The organism is Roseococcus sp. YIM B11640 (assembly GCF_049727625.1).
GTDB lineage: Bacteria > Pseudomonadota > Alphaproteobacteria > Acetobacterales > Acetobacteraceae > Roseococcus.
Map to the genome: position 1 here is coordinate 105,810 of NZ_JBBJOZ010000005.1, position 20,330 is coordinate 126,139.

At 72.1% G+C, this 20,330-nt stretch carries 17 protein-coding genes; 6 read left to right on the forward strand and 11 right to left on the reverse strand.

The annotated features are described in order from the left end of the window. Positions 1 to 48: 48 nt before the first annotated feature. From rsmA to WJM96_RS19095, 6 genes are all read right to left on the reverse strand, one after another. Positions 49 to 873 (reverse strand): 16S rRNA (adenine(1518)-N(6)/adenine(1519)-N(6))-dimethyltransferase RsmA, encoded by an 825-nt coding sequence (rsmA, locus tag WJM96_RS19070; RefSeq protein WP_424814129.1) that lies wholly within the window; start codon positions 871 to 873, stop codon positions 49 to 51. Then, a complete protein-coding gene (locus WJM96_RS19075; RefSeq protein ID WP_424814130.1) occupies positions 866 to 2,173 on the reverse strand; it encodes a peptidylprolyl isomerase in 1,308 nt (435 codons plus the stop codon). The genes rsmA and WJM96_RS19075 overlap by 8 nt, the downstream gene beginning before the upstream one ends. A 61-nt stretch (positions 2,174 to 2,234) precedes the next feature. Next, positions 2,235 to 4,553, reverse strand: a complete 2,319-nt coding sequence (locus tag WJM96_RS19080) for an LPS-assembly protein LptD (protein WP_424814131.1) — start codon at positions 4,551 to 4,553, stop codon at positions 2,235 to 2,237. Between the two features lie 191 nt (positions 4,554 to 4,744). Next, positions 4,745 to 5,869, reverse strand: a complete 1,125-nt coding sequence (lptG, locus tag WJM96_RS19085) for an LPS export ABC transporter permease LptG (RefSeq protein WP_424814132.1) — start codon at positions 5,867 to 5,869, stop codon at positions 4,745 to 4,747. Then, positions 5,866 to 6,996: an LPS export ABC transporter permease LptF gene (gene lptF / locus WJM96_RS19090; protein ID WP_424814133.1), complete on the reverse strand. Its 1,131-nt coding sequence runs from the start codon at positions 6,994 to 6,996 to the stop codon at positions 5,866 to 5,868. The genes lptG and lptF overlap by 4 nt, the downstream gene beginning before the upstream one ends. Before the next feature lie 47 nt (positions 6,997 to 7,043). Next, the gene (locus WJM96_RS19095) at positions 7,044 to 8,483 is read right to left on the reverse strand and encodes an FAD-binding oxidoreductase (protein ID WP_424814134.1); all 1,440 of its coding nucleotides are present in this window, start codon (positions 8,481 to 8,483) and stop codon (positions 7,044 to 7,046) included. Positions 8,484 to 8,612: 129 nt separating this feature from the next. On the opposite strand from WJM96_RS19095, the gene WJM96_RS19100 reads away from it, so the two are divergent. Then, positions 8,613 to 8,921: a hypothetical protein gene (locus WJM96_RS19100; RefSeq protein WP_424814135.1), complete on the forward strand. Its 309-nt coding sequence runs from the start codon at positions 8,613 to 8,615 to the stop codon at positions 8,919 to 8,921. 24 nt (positions 8,922 to 8,945) lie between these two features. Here WJM96_RS19100 and WJM96_RS19105 read toward each other — a convergent pair whose 3' ends face one another. Then, positions 8,946 to 9,899 (reverse strand): L-threonylcarbamoyladenylate synthase, encoded by a 954-nt coding sequence (locus WJM96_RS19105; protein WP_424814136.1) that lies wholly within the window; start codon positions 9,897 to 9,899, stop codon positions 8,946 to 8,948. Beyond that, complete coding sequence (gene cysQ, locus WJM96_RS19110; RefSeq protein ID WP_424814137.1) at positions 9,896 to 10,660, reverse strand: 3'(2'),5'-bisphosphate nucleotidase CysQ; 765 nt, start codon at positions 10,658 to 10,660, stop codon at positions 9,896 to 9,898. Before cysQ ends, WJM96_RS19105 begins: the two co-directional genes overlap by 4 nt. An 85-nt stretch (positions 10,661 to 10,745) precedes the next feature. Here cysQ and WJM96_RS19115 point away from each other — a divergent pair, with 85 nt between their 5' ends. From WJM96_RS19115 to WJM96_RS19135, 5 genes are read left to right on the forward strand one after another with little or no spacing between them, the layout of a single operon-like run. Further along, positions 10,746 to 12,206 carry a leucyl aminopeptidase gene (locus tag WJM96_RS19115; protein ID WP_424814138.1) on the forward strand — a complete coding sequence of 487 codons (1,461 nt, stop codon included), beginning with the start codon at positions 10,746 to 10,748 and terminating at the stop codon, positions 12,204 to 12,206. 2 nt (positions 12,207 to 12,208) lie between these two features. Next, the gene (locus WJM96_RS19120) at positions 12,209 to 13,594 is read left to right on the forward strand and encodes a leucyl aminopeptidase family protein (protein WP_424814139.1); all 1,386 of its coding nucleotides are present in this window, start codon (positions 12,209 to 12,211) and stop codon (positions 13,592 to 13,594) included. 17 nt (positions 13,595 to 13,611) lie between these two features. Then, positions 13,612 to 14,592: an NADPH:quinone reductase gene (locus WJM96_RS19125; RefSeq protein ID WP_424814140.1), complete on the forward strand. Its 981-nt coding sequence runs from the start codon at positions 13,612 to 13,614 to the stop codon at positions 14,590 to 14,592. A gap of 10 nt (positions 14,593 to 14,602) precedes the next feature. Continuing rightward, positions 14,603 to 15,022 (forward strand): hypothetical protein, encoded by a 420-nt coding sequence (locus tag WJM96_RS19130; protein WP_424814141.1) that lies wholly within the window; start codon positions 14,603 to 14,605, stop codon positions 15,020 to 15,022. Then, positions 15,019 to 15,459: a DNA polymerase III subunit chi gene (locus tag WJM96_RS19135; protein ID WP_424814142.1), complete on the forward strand. Its 441-nt coding sequence runs from the start codon at positions 15,019 to 15,021 to the stop codon at positions 15,457 to 15,459. Before WJM96_RS19130 ends, WJM96_RS19135 begins: the two co-directional genes overlap by 4 nt. A 28-nt stretch (positions 15,460 to 15,487) precedes the next feature. On the opposite strand, the gene WJM96_RS19140 is transcribed toward WJM96_RS19135, so the two are convergent. Genes WJM96_RS19140 through WJM96_RS19150 form a run of 3 tightly spaced genes read right to left on the reverse strand, consistent with a single transcriptional unit; the run spans position 15,488 to position 20,329 of the window. Next, entirely contained in the window at positions 15,488 to 16,435 is a 948-nt protein-coding gene (locus WJM96_RS19140) for a Bug family tripartite tricarboxylate transporter substrate binding protein (RefSeq protein ID WP_424814144.1), read from the reverse strand. Positions 16,436 to 16,493: 58 nt separating this feature from the next. Then, positions 16,494 to 17,828 carry a siroheme synthase CysG gene (cysG, locus tag WJM96_RS19145; protein WP_424814145.1) on the reverse strand — a complete coding sequence of 445 codons (1,335 nt, stop codon included), beginning with the start codon at positions 17,826 to 17,828 and terminating at the stop codon, positions 16,494 to 16,496. Continuing rightward, complete coding sequence (locus tag WJM96_RS19150; protein ID WP_424814146.1) at positions 17,828 to 20,329, reverse strand: molybdopterin-dependent oxidoreductase; 2,502 nt, start codon at positions 20,327 to 20,329, stop codon at positions 17,828 to 17,830. Before WJM96_RS19150 ends, cysG begins: the two co-directional genes overlap by 1 nt. Between the last annotated feature and the right edge of the window lies 1 nt (position 20,330).

Genomic DNA, 20,330 nt, shown 5'->3' on the forward strand with positions numbered 1-20,330 from the left:
GTTTTTCTGAACATCTTCATGTGCTCAATTGATCCCATCTGCCCGCGCCTAGCCCCGTGCGTGCAGGGTCCGCGCCATCGCGTCGAATTCCGCGACCGTCAGCTCCTCCGCGCGGCGGTCGCCCGCGATGCCGCAGTGCGCCAGCAGCGCATCCGCCTGGCCCAGCGACTTCAGCGCGCCGCGCAGCATCTTGCGGCGCTGGCCGAAGGCGGCGGCCGTCAGCTTCTCCATGGCGCGGAACAGCGCGGGCTCCGGCTGTTCCGCATGCGGCGTGATCGTCACCACAGCCGAATGTACCTTGGGCGGCGGGCGGAAGGCGCCCGGGGGCAGGCGCAGCGCGACGGCGCAATCGGCCACCCATTGCGCCAGTACCGCGAGCCGCCCGTAATGCTCCGTGCGCGGCGGCGCCACGATGCGCAGCGCCACCTCTTCCTGGAACATGAGCGTCAGGCGTTCCCAGGCCGCGCCCTGGCGCAACCAGCCAATCAGCAGGGGCGTGCCGACATTGTAGGGCAGGTTCGCCACCACCTGGCGCGGCGCGGGCAAGACCTCCACGCCGTCGAAGCGCATCGCGTCCTGCCGCAGCACCGTGAGGCGGCCGGGATGCGCCTCGCCCACCTCGGCCAGCGCGGCCAGCGCGCGCTCGTCCAGCTCCACGGCGGTGAGATGCGCGATGGGCCGGTCCAGCAGCGCGCGCGTCAGGCCGCCGGGGCCGGGCCCGACCTCCAGCACCTGCCGGCCCTCGAGATCGCCCGGCAGGCGCGCGATGCGCGCGCAGAGCGTCTCGTCGAGCAGGAAGTGCTGGCCGAGCGCCTTGCGCGCATCGAGCCCGTAGCGGCCGACGACCTCCCCGAGGGGGGTGAGCTCAGCCACGCGTCTCGATCACGGCGCGGCGGCGCAGCTCGCGCTGCAGCTGGCGCGCCAGCACCTCGACGCGGTCGCGCAGGATCTGCTGGCGCGCAGCGTCAGGCGTGAACTCGTTGAGGTTCTGCTGCTCGCGCGAGCAGACCATGAGCAGCAGGATGCCGTCGGGCGCGATCACCGGCTGGCTGGCGCGGCCGATCGGCAGCGTCGCCATCATGTTCCGCAGCGGCGGCGGGTTCAGGCTCTCCAGCCGCACCGGGCCGGGGTCGGCCGGGCGGTCGCCCGTGCGGGGCTGGGCGTCCATCTGGTCGCAGCCGCGCAGCGAGCCCGAGAGGCGCTGGGCGCGCTCCAGCATGGCGCGCTGCTGGTCGGTGGGCGCCTGCGGGTCGAGCGGCCGGTCGAAAGGCAGGAAGAGCTGACGCATGGACAGCACGGTGGAAAGCTGGTCGCGGCCGCCGTCGCGCTTGCCGCGCGTGGTGACGATTACGAAGCCGCCTGCGACGCGGATCGGGTTGCTGATCGCGCCGGGCGGCATGCGCTCGACCACGGCCGCGACTTCGGGATCGAGCTGCGCGGCCGTCACCCAGCCCAGATCGCCGCCCTGAACAGCGGTCTGGGATTGGCTGAACTGCGTGGCCACCACCGCGAAGGGCGAGCCGCGGCGAAGCTGGCCGATGACGTCCTCGACGAAGCGGCCGACATCGCGCTCCGTGGTGGGATCGTCCACGGGGATGAAGATCTCGCCGACCTGGTATTCCGTCTGGCCCGCACGGGCGCGGCGGTTGGCGATGGCGTCGTCGATCTCGCGCTGGCTGATCTCGCCCAGGGGGCCCAGCGCCTGGCGGAGCAGGCGGCCCCAGCCGATCTGCGCGCGGATCTGATCGTAAAGCACGCGCGGCTGGATGTTCGATGCGCGCAGCTGGGCGCGCAGCATGCCGGGCGGCATGCCGTTGCGCCGCTCGATATCGCCGATCGCCTCGGCGATGTCATTGTCGGAGACGGGGATGCGGCGCCGCTGGATTTCCTGGATGCGCAGCCGCTCCTCGATGGCGAGGCGAAGCACCTGGGGCTGCAGGCGCTGGATGGCCTCCGGCGAGACGCTGCCGCCCGCATTCATCGCGAAAAGCCGCGAACGCGAATTCACCTCGCCCTGCGTGATCGGATCGCCGTTCACGACCGCCAGGATGCGGTTGGTCGTCCCGGGCGCGGCGGCCGGCGCCGGGCTGGGCACGGCGGGAACGCGCTGGGCCGCGAGCGGCGAGGCCAGTCCGGTCAGGACGGCGGCGAGGAGGAAGGCGTGACGTGGCATGCTGCTCCGTCTCTTAGATCGGAATGTGAGGAATCGCCAATCTCAGGGGGAACAGTGGCTCTCAGATGGCACGGAAGAAGTAGTCGCCGACCGTTTTGAAGCCGACCCGGACGAGGAAGACCGTATTGCCGATGTAATCCTCGCGGGTCACGGGGTCCTGGGCAAAACGGCGCATCAGGCGCCCCTCCAGGATGAAGCACTCATCCTCATAGCCTGCCACGCCCTGGATCAGCACCGGCCGCTCGATCTTGAGGTCGTAGCGGATGGAGGCGCTGACCCGCCAGACGCCGCCGCCCGCCGTCCGGTACTGGGCCCCGCCGCCGACCGAGACCTCGTTGCGGCCCTGGTCGTTCGGGAACAGGTAAGGCTGCGGGCTGGCGTAGAGGTAGCCCGCATTGGCGAAGACATTGTCCAGCGGCCCGACGCGGCCGAAGGAGATGTTGGCCAGAGCCTCGCTGGCGCGGTGCTGGCCCGTCTGCCCATCGAGCCTGGCGCGGCCGATCATCTCCATCCAGGACACGGGGGAGATGGTGGCGCGGCCCACCCAGTCGGAGGCCTGGCGGTCCAGGCCCTGGCCCGCCGGGAACTGCGAGCTGCCGGCGATGCGGTAGGAGCGGCCGACGAGGCCCTCCACCCGCCCGCCATTCACGAAATTCCAGCTCCCGCGCAGCGCCGCATCGACGCGCGTGCCGCCCTCGAGCCGGTCGCGGCCCGTGAAGCGATTGAGCTGGAAGAGGTTGGCATCGTTGAACTCGAAGTCGAGGCTGTCCTCGTTGGGGAAGCGGATCTGCTTGCCCATGTTGGGGCCGGTCACGAACTGCACGCGCGGCTCGATGGTCTGCGTGCCCCAATCGCCGGCGCTGCGCATCCAGGGCATGCGCCAGTCGAGCGCCGCGCGGAAATTGCCGTTGGCGTGCACGCCATTGGCGGCCGAGTTGCCGGTGTTCGTGATCAGCTCCTGTCCGCCGGCCGCATAGCCGGCCGCGTCGCCCTGGCCGCGCACCGTCCAGATATCGCCGAAGCTGCCGTAGAAGGGCCGCTCCCAGCTCACGCGGGTCGCGAGCCGCTGGCTGTAGGAGCCGACATCGCGGGTCAGGCCCAGGATGCCGATATCGGTGGTCAGCCAGCCGCCGCCGATCTGGCGGCGCGGCGCGTAGTCGAAATAGGCATTGGGCGCCACATAGGGAATCTGCCGCACATCGTCGGTCGAGCGCAGGCCCTGATAGGCGCGTACATCCACGCGCGCGTAGGATTCGGTACCCCAGAAGCCCTCGGCATAGGCCTGGCTGGACAGGACGCGCCGATACTCGAAGCGGAAGGTCCGCAGATAGGACTCGCTCGACGCGCGGTTCAGGTCGAAGCCGACGCGCCAGTTCTCGTCGATGTTGAAGCGCCCGCGCGAGAAGATATGGCCCGCGATCTGCTCGCTGGTCGGCGTGCCGGAATTGAGCCGCGTCGCGGCGTCGTTGTCGAAATAGCCGATCGAGCCCTGGACCTGCAGCTCGCCGTTGTTGAAGCGGCGGCGGTATTCGAGGGCCAGGTTGGGCAGCACCTTCTCGGCGAAGGTCGGCGTGATCAGCAGGTCAGACTGATCGTCGATCGCCCAGAAATAGGGAGTCTGCGCGAAGGCGCCGAGGTAGCGCGTATAGCCGAGCGTCGGGAACAGGAAGCCCGAGGCGCGCGGGGTCTGCGGATCGGGATGCGAGAAATAGGGCGTGTAGAGCACCGGCACGCCGCCGATCTGGATCGTGGCGTCGCGGTACGAGATCCGCTGCGTGTTGCGGTCCTGCGTCGCCATGCGCGCGCGCATCTGCCAGAGCGGCGGGCGCGTCGGGTCCTCGGCGCAGAGATTGCAGGAGGAATATACGACGCGGCTGAGGTCGTTGACCGTGCCCTCGGTGCGCCGGGCGCCGTTCGCCGCCATGCGCGCATTTTGCGCGAGCCGGGCACGGACCTCGGTCATCACGCCGTCGCGGAAGCCTTCGCCGAGCTCGGCCTCCTCGGCGTAGAAGACCTGCCCATCGGCCTCGATGACCTGGACGTTGCCCTGCACCGTCGCGATGCGGGTGGTGCGGTCGTAGGTGAAGCGGTCGGCGCGCAGGAAGCGCCCGCCCTGCCAGGCCTCCACGCGGCCGGTGGCCACCACGCGCTCACGCTCGCGGTCGTATTCCACCTCGTCGGCGGTGAAGGTGACGGGGCCGTCGTCGCCCTGGCCGACCGGGCCGCCGAGCGGGGTGGCCGCCCCCGGCGTGGGCCGTTCGGAGGCCGGCGCGGCCACCGGCATGTCGGAAAGCGGATTGCCCAGCCCCTGCGGGTCGGGCGCGCCGATGAAGGTCGTGTTCTGCTGCTGGGCACCCGCCGGGATCGAGATGGCGAGCACGACCAGGGCCGCGAGGCCGGCCTCGCGGCGGCCGCGCGCCGCGGGCGTGCGCCCGCCCCGGCCCCCGGCGGCGCGCGGCCGCCGCGCGGCCGGCCGCGCGGCGGCCGCGCGCCGCGGGCTTGCGCCCGCAACGGCAGCAGGCGAAGCGCGGAAGGCGTCCAGGGGTCACAGGGGGAGGAAGCCGCATGGTCTCAGCCATCCTCCAGATGCAGCAGCAACGCAATCGCCAGCAGCAACCCCGCCGCCGTCGGCGCCCAGGCCGCGAGCCAGACGGGCAGCGTGCCCGCTTCGCCGAACTCGCCCGTGATGCGGTCCAGCACGAAGAGGCCGAAGCCCGCCGAGACGCCCGCGGCAATGGTTTGCGCCACGCCGCCGCGCCGGCTGTTCCGCATGGAGAAGCCGGCCGCGAGCAGCGCCATGGTCATCGCCAGCGCCGGCATGCTCAGAAGCGACTGGAATTGCAGGCGGTGCCTGAGCGCCGAGAAGCCCGCATGCTCCAGCACCGCGATGAAGCCCGGGAGCGCCCAGAAGGAGAGGGTGTCGGGCGAGGCGAAGCTGTCCTCGATACGGTCGGGCGTGAGATCGGTCGGGATCTCGAGGGTCTGGGCCGGGCGGGGCTGGCGGTCGGCGCCGAAGACCACCGCATCCTCCAGCACCCAGCGCCCGGGCATCAGCTCGCCCTTCGGGGCCTCGATCCGGCCCAGGCTGCGGTCCCGCGAGGAGAGGCGCCAGACCGTGACATCCGTCAGGCTGAACTGCGCGTGGCGGTCGGTGCCGAGCAGCCGCTCGGGCCGGCCGGAGAGGATGGCCGTGCCGCCGGCATCGAACTCGCGGTCCGCCTGGCGCAGCCAGAGCCGCCCGCCGGCCAGCGCCGTCACGCCGCCGCCCGCGCGCAGGTAGGACGCGTCGAGCCGCTCGGCCCGCGCCAGCATCGCCGAGGACAGGGGCGAGATGGCCATGACCGCCGTGGCGCCGAACAGCAGGGCCACCACGACCGGGCCCGACAGGAAGCCCCAGGCCGAGATTCCCGCCGCGCGCGCGACGATGAGCTCCGAAGAGCGCGTCAGGCGCCAGAAGGCGACGATGCCGCCCAGCAGGATCGCGAAGGGAAGGATCTGCATGCCCACGAAGGGCATGCGCAGCCCCGCGATGCTGGCCACCAGGGCGAAGGTCGCATCGGGGCGCGTCGCCGCGCGGCGCAGCAGCTCGATGAAATCGAACATCGAGACGAGCAGCGTCAGCGCGACCAGCATGGCGAAGGTCGCCGTCAGGAAGCGCCGCCCGACATAGAGCGTGAGGGTGCGCGCGACGATCATCGTGCAAAGCCGCGCAGCTGGGAGGGGAGGCCCGGCATGCCCGAGATCACCCAGGCGGAGATCATGCCGGGCAGCAGCGCATGGGCCCAGATCAGCGGCAGCAGCACCTTCTGCCGCGCCGCGAGATTGCCGATGCCCAGGCCCAGCGCCAGCAGCCCCACCATCAGCACGCATCCCACGAAGAGGTTCGCGCCGCCGCCGAACCGCCGGAACTGCCCGCTCAGCGAGACGGCGAGCGCGAGGAGCGCGAAGCTGATGGCCGTGACCGGCCCGCTGAGGCGCTGATGCGCCTCGGCCAGGAAGCGGCCGCGGTCGCGGGCGGAGACGCCCTCCTCCGGATGGAACAATTCGCTCAGGTTGCGCTCCTGCGCGTTGCGGAAGCGCGCGCCCTCGCTGCGCGAGGCGCGCGCGAGGTCGAGGCTGTTCTCGCGGAAAGACAGCACCGAGAGGCGCTGCGTCACGGTCCCGTCCGGCGCCACCGTGCGCTCCACCTGCTGGCGCTGGCCGTTGTAGAGCGTCACGCGCGGGCCTTGCGGCGAGGACGTGATACGGCCGGTCTCGGCCAGGATGGTCACCGGCGCGCCGCGCTCGCGCGTGTCATGCACCAGGATGCCGGAAAGCGTGCCGTCCCGCGCCCGGTCGCGCGCATAAACGGTGAGGTCGTCGCCCACGCTGCTGAACACGCCTTCCTGCAGCAGGAGTCCGGCCATCTGGTTGCGGATCTCGAACTGCCATTCTCGGAAGGCCTCGTGCGAGGCCGGGGTGATCCAGATATTGAGCACGAAGCAGATCGCCATCGCGCAGGAGGCGACAAACAGCGCGGGGCGCGAGAGTTGCCAGTTGGAGAGCCCCGCCGCGCGCATCACCACCAGCTCTCGGTCCGAGGACAGGCGCACATAGGTGAAGAGCGTCACCACAAAGGCCGTGATGGGCAGGATGACGCCGAAGAAGCTCGGCAGCAGCAGGCCCGTCAGCTCTAGGAAGACCCAGATCGAGAGGCCGCGATCCAGGACCAGCTCGATGAAGCGAAGCGACTGCGTCAGCCAGACCAGCGCCGCCAGACCGACCGTCACGGCGATCAGGGACAGCCCGAGTTGCCGCGTGATGTAGAGGTCGATGCGCTTCATTCGCCGCGGTCTTTACCAGCCGCGGGCGGTGGGGTCACCCACCCCCGTCACGGCAGCACCTTGCCCGGGTTCATGATGCCCCGGGGGTCCAGGGCGGCCTTGATGGCCCGCATGGCGGAAAGCTCGGCCCCGCCGCGCCATTCCTCCATCATGTCGGTCTTGAGGCGCCCCACCCCGTGCTCGGCGCTGAAGCTGCCGCCCAGCTCGCGCACGATGGCGTTCACGCAGTCCATGATGTCATGGGCGCGGGCCAGGAAGTCCTCGGCCGCCATGCCCTCGGGCTGCTCCAGGTTCATATGGATGTTGCCGTCGCCCATATGGCCGAAGGGCACCGGCCGGCTGCCGGGGATGAGCTCCCTGAGCGCCGCGGAGGACCGGCGGATCATCTCCGGCACGGCGGAAACGGGCACGGAGACGTCGCTCTTCACGCTGGCGCCGGCGCGCTTCTGCGCCTCGGGATGCTCCTCGCGCAGCTTCCACAGGGCCGCGCGCTGGGCCTCCGACTCTGCCAGGGCGGCGTCCTCGACCTCGCCCGCCTCCATGGCGGCCTCCAGCACGCTTTCCAGCAGGCCGCGCAACCCAGCGCCCTCACGCGAGGCCGAGAGGTCCACCAGCACGAAATGCTGCGCGTCCTGGCCGATGGGCAGGCTCGTGCCCTCGATATGGTTCAGCACCAGCCCCATGCCGATGCCCGACATGTATTCGAAGGCGCGCACCGCGCCCTCATCGGCCGCGCGGAAGCGGCGGAACAGCGCCAGCGCCGCATCCTCCGACGGCACGGCGCAGAGCGCGGTCGCCGTCTCCTTCGCGGCGGGGAAGAGGCGCAGCACGGCGGCGGTGATGATGCCGAGCGTGCCTTCCGCCCCCACGAAGAGGTGCCGCAGCGCGTAGCCCGTATTGTCCTTCCGCAGCCGCCGCAGCCCATGGATGACGCCGCCGTCCGGCAGAACGACCTCGAGCCCCAGCATCAGCTCGCGCGCATTGCCGTAGCGGACGGTGGTGTTGCCGCCCGCATTGGTGGAAAGCAGGCCGCCGATCATGGCCGTCCCCTCGGCGCCGAGGCTGAGGGGGAAGAGCGCGCCGTGCTCGGCCGCCACCTGCTGCGCGCGCGCCAGGACCAGCCCGGCCTCGACCGTCATGGTCATGTCGGCCGTATCCACATCCAACACGCGGTTCATGCGCGCGAGGCTCAGGATGACCTGGTTCGGCTTCGCCTCGGGCGTCGCGCCGCCGACCATGGAGGTGTTGCCGCCCTGGGGAATGATGGTGATCCCGCGCTCGGCGCAGAGCTTCACGCAGGCCGAGACCTCCTCCGTGCTCGCGGGCCGCAGCACGGCCATGGCCTCGCCGCGATAGAGCGCGCGCCAATCGGCGAGATACGGTTCGAGGTCCGAGGCCTCGGTCAGCAGACCATGGGGGCCGAGAATCTGGCGCAATGCATCGAGCAGGCCAGGATGCGGACCAGGGGAGCGGAGATCGTCGGGCATGGCGTTTTATAGCCGGGCGCGGGGATAGCTCCATCCTCCCCGTGCGCCGGGCATCAGATTACTGATTTGCGGTATCGCAACGGCTTGCTAAAAACATGTCCGGCACATCAATTTCGGAACATCGCGCCCATGTCTCTTGGCCGCCTCCTCGGCATGATCGTCCTTGTCGTGATCTTCGCGGCCGGCGGTTTCGCGGTCGTGAACTGGTGGCAGAAGCCCCGCGTGGCGACCGGTTCCGGCAGCCAGGAGGTGGCCGCCGGCTCCTCGGGAGTCGTCATCAACCGGCTCGAGGGCTGCGAGGGCTTCAACCAGTCTCTGGACGAGGCCATCGCCCTGCAGAACCGCATCGGCCACACCCATAATTCCGAGCGCCTGCGCGGCCTGAAGCGCGACTGCCGCGGCGAGCGCCAGGAAGAATACCGCGCGGCGCCGAGATAATTCCGCCCTCGGGCGCCGGCCGCGCTAGCCCCTCGGGGCGGCGGCCCGGTCCAGGCGGTCGCGGATGGCCGGGCCGAGGCCCTCGCCCGGAATGGGCATGGCGGCGATACCCCGCAGGCCGGGGCGGTCCAGCGCCCTGAGCCCCGAGAAGAGCCGTGCCGCCGCCTCACGTAAATCGCGAGTTTCCGACAATTGGTAGACTTGCGCCGCGCCCGGCAAGGGCGACCCGAAGGCGAGCAGCGCCTCGTCCGGCGCCACCTCCACCGCGTCCAGCCGGAGCGGCAGGCTCGGCGCGTAGTGGGAAAGCATCAGGCCGGGGCTCCGCAGGGTGGGTTCCGGCGCCGCGCTGATGGGCAGGGCGCGGCCCACCGGGCCGATGACGGCCTCGATCGCCTCCACCGGCACGCCGCCGGGGCGCAGCAGCGCCGCCCCCCCGGCCGCGAGGTCCAGCACGGTGGATTCCACACCCACCTCGCAATCTCCGCCCTCCAGTACCGCCGCTATGCGGCCGGACAGCTCCTCCAGCACATGAGCGGTCGTGGTGGGGCTCACCCGGCCGGAGCGGTTGGCGGAGGGCGCCGCGACCGGTGTTCCCGCCAGCCGCAGCAGCTCCAGCGCGCCTGGATGGCCGGGCACGCGCACCGCCAGCGTATCCAGCCCGGCGCCGGCCAGCAGGTCCACCCGGCAATCCGCCCGGCGGGGCAGTACGAGCGTCAGGGGGCCGGGCCAGAAGGCGGCAGCCAGCTTCCGCGCGCGCTCGTCCGGCCGCACCTCGGCCCAGGCGGCCTCGGCATCGGGGAAATGGCAGATCAGCGGGTTGAAGTGCGGCCGCCCCTTGGCCTCGAAGATGCCCGCGACGGCCCGGCCGTTCCGCGCATCCGCCCCCAGGCCGTAGACCGTCTCGGTGGCGAAGGCGACCAGTTCGCCCGCCCGCAGCAGCGCCGCGGCGTCGGCCGGATCGTCGAGCAGGATGGTCATGTGCCGCCCCAGGCGACGAAGCCCGGGTTGCGATAGCCCGGCTTGCCGTAGGTGAGCGGCGCGCCCTTGGCGTCCAGCACCCGCCCGCCCGCGGCCTCCAGCACGGCCTGCCCCGCCGCCGTGTCCCATTCCATGATGGTGCTCGACAGGCGCGGCATCACATCCGCCCGGCCCGCCGCGATCCATCCGAATTTGAGTGCCGAGCCCATGCGCGTCGTTTCCGCGACCCGAAGGTCCGCGCAGAAGCTCGCCGTGGCCGCGCCGTCGCGATGGGACTGGCTGTCGAGCACATGGACACCTCCGGCCGGCAGCGGCCGCACGGCGATGGGACGGCGCTGCCCGTCCTTCTCCATCCAGGCGCCCTCGCCCACGATGCCGGCATAGATCTCCCCATGCGCGGGCGCGTCGAGCACGCCCAGGATGGGGCGGCCGTTCTCGATCAGGGCGATGCAGGCCACGTAGTCGTCGCGGCCGGCGGCGAATTCGCGGGTGCCGTCCAGCGGGTCCACCAGCCAGAAGCGCTCCGTCGGCGCGGGGATGCGGCCATCGGCGCAGGCTTCCTCGGCCACCACGGGCCAATCCGGCGTCGCCTCGCGCAGCCCCTCGGTGATGATGCCCTCGGCGAGGCGGTCGGCGGCGGTCACGGGGCTCGCATCGCCCTTGCGTTCCACCGCGAAGCCCGCGCGCCGCACGGCCTGGATGGCATCGCCCGCCTCCCGCGCGAGCCGCACGGCGAGGTCGAGCAGTTCGGCCCTGGTCATGGCTCCGGGTCTATGCCCGGCGCCGGGATGACGCAAGGCGAGGCAGCGCCTATTCTCCGGGCAACATCACACGCACGGGACCGTCATGCTCGACATCAGCTTCGCCAAATCCGCCCTGCCCAAATCCGGTGCCGTCGTGATCCTGGCGGGCGAGGGCGCCCTCGGCGGCCTCGCGGCGGAGCTGGACACGGCGATGCAGGGCGGCCTCGCCCGCGCGCTGGAGGCCGCGGGCTTCAAGGGCCGGGCGGGCCAGTCCGCCGCACTCTGGGCGCCTTTGCCGGGACTGACGAAGGTGCTGGTGCTGGGCACCGGCCCGACCCTGGACGCCGAGAAGCTCGGCGGCGGCCTCGTGCCGCAGCTGTCCAAGGAAGCGGAGTGCACCGTGCTCGCCGATGCGCTGAGCGCGGGCCAGGCCGCCAGCTTGGCCATGGGGGCCACGCTGCGGAGCTACCGCTTCGACCGCTACCGCACCACGGAGAAGGCCGAGGACAAGCCGAAGCTGAAGAAGCTCAGCATCGCCACGGCCGACGCCTCCGCCGCCAAGGCTGCCTTCGCGCCGATGAAGGCGGTGGCGCAGGGCGTCTTCCTGACGCGCGACCTCGTCTCCGAGCCCGCGAACATCCTCAACCCCGCCGAATTCGCCGACCGCTGCAAGGAGCTGACCAAGCTCGGGCTGGACGTGGACGTGCTGGGCCCCAAGGAGATGAAGAAGCTCGGCTTCGGCGCGCTGCTGGGCGTGGCGCAGGGCAGTGCGAACGAGCCGCGCATGGTGGTGATGCGCTGGAACGGGCTGAGCGGCGGCAAGAAGAAGGCCGACAAGCCCGTGTGCTTCATCGGCAAGGGCGTGACCTTCGACACCGGCGGCATCTCCATCAAGCCCGCGGGCGGCATGGAGGACATGAAGTGGGACATGGCGGGCGCGGGCACGGTGACGGGCCTCATGGCCGCGCTCGCGGGGCGCAAGGCGAAGGTGGACGCGGTCGGCATCATCGGCCTCGTCGAGAACATGCCGGGCGACAATGCGCAGCGCCCCGGCGACGTCGTGACCTCCGCCTCCGGCCAGACCATCGAGGTGATCAACACCGATGCGGAAGGCCGCCTCGTGCTGGCGGACGTGATCCACTACGCGATCGAGAAGTTCGACCCGAAATTCATGGTGGACCTCGCGACGCTGACGGGCGCCATCATCATCGCCCTCGGCCACGAGCATGCGGGCCTGTTCAGCAATGACGACGAGCTGGCGGCGCGGATCGCGGCGGCGGGCGTCTCCACCGGAGAGCTCGCCTGGCGCATGCCGCTGGGCGATGCCTACGACAAGCAGATCAAGTCCGACATTGCGGACATGAAGAATGTCGGCGGCCGGCCCGGCGGCTCCATCACCGCCGCGCAGTTCATCCAGCGCTTCGTGCAGGGCAAGCCCTGGGCGCATCTCGACATCGCCGGCACTGCCTGGAGCGGCAAGGACACGGCCACCGTCCCCAAGGGCGCCACGGCCTATGGCGTGCGCCTGCTCGACCGCCTCGTGGCCGAGCACTACGAGGGCTGAGCTTGCTCAAGCTCCGGCGTGAGCCACCCCGGGGCGCGGTCATCCTGCGCCCCGTGCCGGAGGGCGCCTCCCACGCCTCGGGCTTCGCCGGGCATCTCGGCGAGGTGTTCGACCTTTCGCCCTCCGAACGCTGGGTCGGCGCCGGCCATGCCGCGGGCGCGACCGAGTGGGAGCGCATCGGCGTCGCCTGCACCGCGGCCGCCGGCGCTGCGCCGCGCGTCGCGATCGATGCGCGCGGCCTTTCGGCCCAGGCCGCCGTGGCGCTGGGCTTCGGCGCCGTGCTGCGCGCCTGGCGCTTCGAGCGGCTGAAGTCGATCCGCTCGCCCGGGCCGCGGCACATCGCCCTGGTCCATGAGGCGCCGGATGCGCTCCGTCCGCTCTGGACGCGCGCCGAAGCGAGCCTCGCCGGTATCCTCCTGGCGCGGGAGCTGGTGGCCGAGCCCGCCAACCGCCTCACGCCCCGCGAATTCGCCCACCGCCTGCGCGAGCTGGAGCGCGAGGGCATCGAGGTCGAGGAGCTGGGGCGCGGCGCGCTGCGCAAGCTGGGTGCGGGCGGCATCCTGGCCGTGGGCGCGGGCAGCGCCGTCCCGCCGCGCATCGTGATCCTGCGCTGGAAGGGCGGCTTCGCCGCGCCGCCCGTCGCCTTCGTGGGCAAGGGCATCTGCTTCGACACGGGCGGCATCTCCATCAAGCCCGCCGCGGGCATGGAGGCGATGCGCGCCGACATGGCGGGCGCCGCCGCCTGCGCGGGCGCCATGCTCGCCCTGGCGCGGCGGAACTCCCCCTGCCCCGCCGTCGCCGTGCTCGCCATCGCCGAGAACGCGACGGGCGCGGCCAGCTACCGCCCCGGCGACGTGCTGCGGATGATGAGCGGCCGCACGGTGGAGGTGGTGGATACCGACGCCGAAGGGCGGCTCGTGCTGGCCGATGCGCTGCACCTCGCCGCCACGCACTTCCGGCCCCAGGCGGTGATCGACCTCGCGACACTCACCGGCAGCGTCATCACCGCGCTCGGCCATCACCGGGCGGGGCTCTTCGGCAATGACGCGGCGCTGGGCGCCGCCATCGCCGCGGCGGGCGAGGCGGTGGCCGAGCGGCTCTGGCCGCTGCCCATCGGCACGCGGCATCGCGAGGATCTGAAGAGCGACATCGCCGATCTCCGCCAATGCATGCCGGCCGGAACGCGCCTCGTCTCCGACGCTTGCCACGCGGCGGCCTTCCTGCGCGAATTCGTCGGCACGCTGCCCTGGGCGCATCTGGACATCGCGGGCGTGGAAACGGCCGAAAGCCCCGAGCTGCCCGCCGCGCGCGGCGTTCCCACCGGCTTCGGCGCCCGCCTGCTGGACGCGCTGGTGGAACGGCATTTCGAGGATCCGCACCGGATCTGATACCGAGGGAGGCTGCCATGAAGGCCATCTGGTACGAGCGCAACGGCCCCGCGCGCGATGTGCTCGTCCTCGGCGAGATGCCGAAGCCCGAGCCCGCGACCGGCGAAGTGCTGGTGCGCCTCCATGCCTCGGGCGTGAACCCGTCCGATTGGAAGACGCGCTCCGGCTCGCGCCCGATGGTCGCGCCGCGCGTCATCCCGCACAGCGACGGCGCGGGCGTGATCGAGGCGGTGGGCGCGGGCGTCGATGCGTCGCGCATCGGCGAGCGCGTCTGGATCTGGAACGGCGCCTGGAAGCGCCCCTTCGGCACCGCCGCCGAATACATCGCGCTCCCCTCCCCCCAGGCCGTGACGCTGCCGGAGGCGGTGAGCTTCGAGGCCGGCGCCTGCTTTGGCATCCCGGCGCTGACCGCGCTGCGCGCCGTCTCCTGCGATGGCGGCGTCGCGGGGAAATCGGTGCTGGTGGCGGGAGGCGCGGGCTCGGTCGGGCACTATGCCATCCAGTTCGCCAAGCGCCTCGGCGCCAGCCAGGTGATCGCGACCGTCAGCTCCGGCGCCAAGGCCGAGCACGCCCGCGCCGCCGGGGCCGACGCCGCCATCGACTACCGACAGGAGGACGTCGCCGCGCGCGTGAAGGAGCTGACCGGCGGGCGCGGCGTGGACCGCGTGGTGGAGGTGGATCTCTCCGCCAATATCGAGCTGCTGCCGAAGCTGCTGGCGACGGACGGCATCTGCGTCGCCTACGGCTCGACCGAGCGCGAGGTCGATGTGGATTTCGGCGCCATGCTGCTGCTGGGCGGCGCCATCCGCTTCTTCATCGTCTACGAGCTCTCGGCCGCCGCACGCGCGGAATGCGAGGTGCTGCTGGCGCGCTTCCTCGGCGACGGCACGCTGATCCACAAGGTGGCGCTCACCATGCCGCTGGAGGAATGCGCCGCGGCGCATGACCTGGTCCAGTCGGGCCAGGTCATGGGCAATGTGGTACTCTCCATCGGGTGAGGAGGCCGCCATGCACCGCCTGATCGCCCTGCTGTTGCTCCTTCTGCCCGGCCTCGCCGCCGCGCAGGGCGCGGTCACGTGCGAGCGCATCGAGGGCACCGAGCGTTCCAACATCATTCCCGCGACGCGCCACGAGGCGGTGATCGAGGGCGGCAGCGTACGCCGCATCATGCTGACGCTGACCAATGGCCGGCAGACGACGACCGAGCTGACGCCCATGCAGGGCGGCGTTTCCGTGCGCCTGACCACCTTCGCCGACCCACGCGACGCGGCGCAGGTGACGGCGGTCTTCAACCGCGCCGTGCTCGGCGCCGATGGCGTGGTGCTGCTGGAGACCTGGCTGCGCCGCACCGGCGAGACGGAGCCCAGCTACAACTTCTACCGCATGCGCTGCGGCGCCTCCGGCGGAACCGCGAAGCAGCGCCTGTGACCGAGATCGGCTTCTACCACCTGACCCGCAGCACGCTGGAGCAGGCGTTGCCCCGGCTGCTCGGCCGCGTGCTGTCCCTCTCCGAGCGGGCGCAGGTGCTGTGCGCGAGCCCGGAGCGCATGAAGTCGCTGGATGATGCCCTCTGGATCTGCCCCGACCCGGACTGGCTGCCGCACGGCACGCGCGACCCGGCGGACCAACCCATCTTCCTGACCACGCAGGACACGCCGCCCGCCAATGGCGCGAAGCACCTCTTTCTGACCGAGGGCGCGGAGAGCATGCATCTCCGCGACTTCACGCGCGCCTTCGACCTGTTCGATGGTGGCGACGACAAGGCGGTCGCCGCCGCGCGGGTGCGATGGAAGGCGGCGAAGGAAGCCGGGCACGTGCTGACCTATTGGCAGCAGACGGAACGCGGCTGGGAAAAGAAGGCGTGACGCTTACCGTTTCCCGGCCGCAAGGAAACTAGCTCTCCATCATGATGCCGGTGAGCACCGCCATCTCCTGCCAGCGCCGCACCTCGGCGGCCTGGAAGATGGTGAAATCCGCCGGGCCCATGGGCGCCGCGTTCAGCCCCGCCTGCACCGCACGCGCCGCCACCTCGGGCTGGGACAGCGCATCCAGGAAGGCGGCGGACAGCGCATCCACCCGGGCCGCCTCGACGCCGCGCGGCGCGAAGAGGCCGAACCAGGCATCCACCTGCATGAAGGGCACGCCCGCCTCGCGCACCGTGGGCAGGTCGGGGAAATCGGGCAGGCGGCGGGGCGCGCCGATGGAGAGTGCGCGCAGCCGCCCCTCGCGCACCAGCGAGACCACGCCGGGCCAGGTCGAGACATAGAAGTCCACGACGCCCGCCACCGTATCCGTCGTGGCCGGGCCGCCGCCGCGATAGGGGACGTGCACCGCATCCATGCCGGCGCGCCGCACGAAGGTCTCGGCGATCACATGGCTCGCCGAGCCTGCCTGCGAGGAGGCATAGGAAACACGCCGGCCGCCGCGCCCCATCTCGATCAGCGCGGCCATGCTCCGCGCGCGTGAATTGGCGGGAACCACCGTCGCGTGATGCACCGTCGCCAGCCGCGCCACGGGGGTGAAGCTGTCCACCACATGATAGGGCAGGCCGCGCGCCATGAACTGGTTGGAGGCGTGGGTCTGGTTGTGGCCGAGGATGATGGTCTGCCCATCCGCCGCCGCGCGCGCCGCGGCCTCGGTGCCGATGATGCCGCCGGCGCCGCCGCGATTGTCCACCACCACCGGCTGGTCGAGCAGCGCGCCCGCCCGGTCGAGCAGGATGCGCGCGAGGATGTCGGTGCTGCCCCCCGGCGGCGCGGGCACGATCAGCCGCAACGGCGAGGCCGCGCGCGCGAGCGCTGGGGCGGCGAGAAGGCTGGCGGCAAACAGGCGGCGCTTCATGGCGACGGGCTTCTTCCGGACGGTTCCGCGCGTTCTATAGGAGGAAATCGCGCGCCCGTCAGGACTCCCGCACCGGGGCATAGAAGCGCGCGGCGGGCTCGGCGCCCATCGCCACGGCCTCGCCCAGCAGCAAGAGGATGGGGCCGTCGCCGGCCCAGCCATGCGCCTGCTCCACCACCTCGGCCAGGGAGCCGCGCAATTCCCGCTGGCGCGGCGATCCGCCGCTCTCGATCAGGGCGGCCGGGGTGCGGAGGTCGAAGCCCTCGCGCGCCAGGCCGTCGCGCAACGCCGCCAGCGTGGTGAGGCCCATATAGACCGCGAGCGTCTGCCGGGACCGCGCGAGGGCCGCGAAGTCCAGGTCCAGCCTGCCCTCGCGCGTGTGGCCGGTGACGAAGGTCAGGATCTGGCCCGCGTCCCGATGGGTCAGCGGAATGCCGGCCTGCGCGGCGCAGCCCAGGGCGGCCGTGACGCCGGGCACGACCTCGAAGGGAATGCCGGCGGCGGCGAGCGCCTGCGCCTCCTCGCCGCCCCGGCCGAAGACGAAGGGATCGCCGCCCTTGAGGCGCACGACGCGCAGCCCCTCGCGCGCCAGTTCCACGAGCAGCGTGTTGATGCCCCCCTGCGGCACGCAATGCGCCGAGCGCTTCTTGCCCACGAAGATGCGGCGCGCGTCGCGGCGCGCGAGGTCGAGCACCTCCGCGCTCACCAGGCGGTCATGGACGATGACATCCGCCTCGCCCAGCGCGCGCAGGGCGCGCAGCGTCAGCAGGTCGGCCGCGCCAGGCCCGGCGCCGACGAGCTGGACGAAGCCCACAGGGCGGGCGTCGGCGGCTTCGAGCAGGCTGGCGAAGGCGCTCTCGGCCTCCTGCTGGCGGCCGCTCAGCGCCAGCTCGGCGGGCGTTCCGGTCAGCGCGCGCTCCATGAAGGCGCGGCGGGCCGGCAGGTTGGGCAGGCGGGTGCGGACCGCCTGCTGGAAGCGGCGGCCGAGCGCCGCGACGCGCCCGATGAGCGGCGGCAGCGCGGCCTCCACCCGCTGGCGGATCAGCCGCGCCAGCACGGGCGCGGCGCCCCCGGTGGAGATGCCGATCGTGATGTCCTCGCGGCTCACGATCGCGGGGGTGATGAAGCTGCAGAGCTCCGGCCGGTCCACCACGTTCACAGGGATGCCCCGGCGCAGGCAGGCCGCGTGAAGGGCGCGCAGGTCCTCCTCCGGCGCGCCGGCGGCGACGGCAATCGCGCAGCCGTCCAGCAGCGCCTCCTCGAAGCGCGCGGCCTCGCGCAGCACGGCGCCGGCGTCGCGCAGCAGGGCGGATTTCGCGGCCAGCGCCTCGCCCGCGCCGAGCAGCAGGACGGGCCGGCCCGCGAGGTCCAGGAAGGCGGGAAAGTGGCGCATCAGGCGGCGATTTTCCCCCGCGCGAGCAGCGCGGTCAATTCGGGCTTGCAGGAGCCGCAGCCGGTGCCCGCGCAGGTGGCGGCTCCGATCGCGGCGATATCCGCGGCGCCGGCGGCGATCGCGTCGGCGATGCGCGCGGCGCTGACGCCGTGGCAGACGCAGATGGTGGGCGACGGCGCGGGCCCGTCGGGCAGCACGCCGGCCAGCAGCGCGCGCCGGGCCGCGCTGCCGATGGCCTCCGCGCCGAAGAGCGAGAGCAGCCATTCGCGCGGCGGCAGGCGATGGTCCGGGCCGAGGAAGAGCACCGCGATCAGCTGCCCATCGCGCAGCCAGGCCGCCCGCTCCTCGACCCCCGCCCGGAGGGTGATGGTGGCCGGCCCCTCCCCCAGCGCGGCGGAGAGGAACGCGAAAGGGGCGGCCTCGTCGCCCGCGAATTCGTGGCGCCAGACGCCATCGCCGGCGGGCGCGACGGCGCTCCAATCCGCCAGCGCGGGGCCGAGGTTCTTGCGGGCCAGCAGGAAGCCATGCCAGCGCGGCGCATGGGCGTGCAGCGTGACGGGCGTATGCTTCAGCTCCGGCTGGCCGCTGACGGGATCCACCGCCGGGTTCACCGCGCCGTTCACCCGCGCGGCGGGCGCGAAGCCGTCGGTCCAGTGCATGGGCGCGAAGCAGGTGCCGGACGCGATGCCCGGATCATGCGCCACGCGGAAGATGGCGCTGCCCCAGGCGCTCTCGACGCGGGCCAGCGCGCCTTCCTCCAGCCCCGCCATGGGGTTCACGGTGAGCAAGGGTTCCGGCTGGTGGGACATGAGGCGCGGCACGGGGCCGGTGCGCGTCATGGTATGCCACTGGTCGCGCAGGCGGCCCGTCATCAGGATCATGGCGCCAGGATTCGCCGGCGCGCGATAGGGCGTCGGCACGATGCGCTGGACCGGCGGCGCGATGCGGCCGCCGCGCGCGCCCCCGCGCGGCACCGGCCATTGGGTCGGCGCCATCAGCGCGTATTCCTCGTCGGCCATCTCCGCCAGGCCGGAGATGTCGAAGACGCGCGAGGAGGGCCGTGCCAGCGCCGTGACCGAAGCGTGCTCGCGAAAGATCTCGGCGGGCTTCGCCCAGGCGAAATGCTCGCCCCAGCCCAGGCGCTTCGCCACCTGCGAGACGATCCACCAATCGGGCCTCGCCTCGCCGGGATGGGGCAGGAAGCCGCGCTGGCGGCTGATCATGCGCTCGCTGTTGGTGACGGTGCCGTCCTTCTCGCCCCAGCCGAGGGCGGGCAGCAGCACATGCGCGAACTCGCCCGTGTCGGTGCCCGCATGGCTGTCGGAAAGCGCCAGCATGGGAACGCGGCCCAGCGCGCGCCGCACCTCGCCCGCATCGGGCATGGAGACGGCCGGATTGGTCGCCATCACCCAGAGCGCGCCCATGCGGCCCTCGCCCGCCGCGCGGAACAGATCCACGGCCTTCAGGCCCGGCCTTGTCGCGAGGTTCGGCGCCCGCCAGAAATCCCGCAGCGCCTCGACTTCCGCCGGGTTCTCCGCATCGAGGTGCCCGGCCAGCATGTTCGCCAGCGCGCCCACCTCGCGCCCGCCCATGGCATTGGGCTGGCCGGTGATGCTGAAGGGCCCCATGCCGGGGCGCCCGATGCGGCCGGTGACGAGGTGGCAGTTGATGATGGCATTGGCCTTGTCGGCGCCCGCGCTCGACTGGTTGGCGCCCTGGCTCCACAGCGTCACCACGCGCTCGGTCGCCGCGAAATCCGCGTAGAACCCGGCGAGCGTCGCGGCATCGATGCCGGTGAGCACGGGCACGTCCACCGCGCAAGCCTCGTCCCGCAGATGCGCGAGCAGACCCAGGAACAGCGCCACGTCGCTGCCGGGGCGCAGCGGCAGGTGCAGCTCCGCGCCCTCGCAGCTCGCGGTGCGGCGCGGGTCGACGACGACGATGCGCATCGCGGGCCGCGAGGCCTTCGCGGCCACGAGACGCTGGTACAGGACGGGATGGCACCAGGCGAGGTTGCTGCCCACCAGCACCACGAGATCCGCCTGCTCCAGGTCGTCATAGACGCCGGGCACGATATCCTCGCCGAAGGCGCGGCGATGGCCGGCCACGGCGCTCGCCATGCAGAGGCGCGAATTGCTGTCGATGTTGCCGGTGCCGAGGAAGCCCTTCGCCAGCTTGTTCGCGGCGTAATAGTCCTCGGTCAGCAACTGGCCCGAGACATAGAGCGCGACGCCTTCCGGCCCATGCTGCGCGAGCGCGCGGCGGAAGCCCTCCGCGACCTCGTCCAGCGCGGCCTCCCAGCTGGCGCGCCTGCCGCGCACCATGGGGTGCAGCAGCCGGTTCTCCAGGCCGATGGTCTCGCCCAGCGCGGTGCCCTTGCTGCAGAGGCGCCCCTGGTTCGCGGGGTGCTGCGGGTCGCCGCGCACCTCGCCCTCGGGCGTCGCGAGCACGCCGCAGCCCACGCCGCAATAGGGGCAGGTGGTGCGCGTCGGGCGCTGCATC

What these genes read in the sequence shown, in the direction of transcription:
- WJM96_RS19075 (WP_424814130.1), bottom strand. Translation starts at nt 2,173, where the DNA reads ATGCCACGTCACGCCTTCCTCCTCGCCGCCGTCCTGACCGGACTGGCC.
- lptG (WP_424814132.1), bottom strand. Translation starts at nt 5,869, where the DNA reads ATGATCGTCGCGCGCACCCTCACGCTCTATGTCGGGCGGCGCTTCCTG.
- lptF (WP_424814133.1), bottom strand. Translation starts at nt 6,996, where the DNA reads ATGAAGCGCATCGACCTCTACATCACGCGGCAACTCGGGCTGTCCCTG.
- WJM96_RS19095 (WP_424814134.1), bottom strand. Translation starts at nt 8,483, where the DNA reads ATGCCCGACGATCTCCGCTCCCCTGGTCCGCATCCTGGCCTGCTCGAT.
- WJM96_RS19100 (WP_424814135.1), top strand. Translation starts at nt 8,613, where the DNA reads ATGTCTCTTGGCCGCCTCCTCGGCATGATCGTCCTTGTCGTGATCTTC.
- WJM96_RS19105 (WP_424814136.1), bottom strand. Translation starts at nt 9,899, where the DNA reads ATGACCATCCTGCTCGACGATCCGGCCGACGCCGCGGCGCTGCTGCGG.
- cysQ (WP_424814137.1), bottom strand. Translation starts at nt 10,660, where the DNA reads ATGACCAGGGCCGAACTGCTCGACCTCGCCGTGCGGCTCGCGCGGGAG.
- WJM96_RS19115 (WP_424814138.1), top strand. Translation starts at nt 10,746, where the DNA reads ATGCTCGACATCAGCTTCGCCAAATCCGCCCTGCCCAAATCCGGTGCC.
- WJM96_RS19125 (WP_424814140.1), top strand. Translation starts at nt 13,612, where the DNA reads ATGAAGGCCATCTGGTACGAGCGCAACGGCCCCGCGCGCGATGTGCTC.
- WJM96_RS19130 (WP_424814141.1), top strand. Translation starts at nt 14,603, where the DNA reads ATGCACCGCCTGATCGCCCTGCTGTTGCTCCTTCTGCCCGGCCTCGCC.
- WJM96_RS19140 (WP_424814144.1), bottom strand. Translation starts at nt 16,435, where the DNA reads ATGAAGCGCCGCCTGTTTGCCGCCAGCCTTCTCGCCGCCCCAGCGCTC.
- cysG (WP_424814145.1), bottom strand. Translation starts at nt 17,828, where the DNA reads ATGCGCCACTTTCCCGCCTTCCTGGACCTCGCGGGCCGGCCCGTCCTG.
- WJM96_RS19150 (WP_424814146.1), bottom strand. Translation starts at nt 20,329, where the DNA reads ATGCAGCGCCCGACGCGCACCACCTGCCCCTATTGCGGCGTGGGCTGC.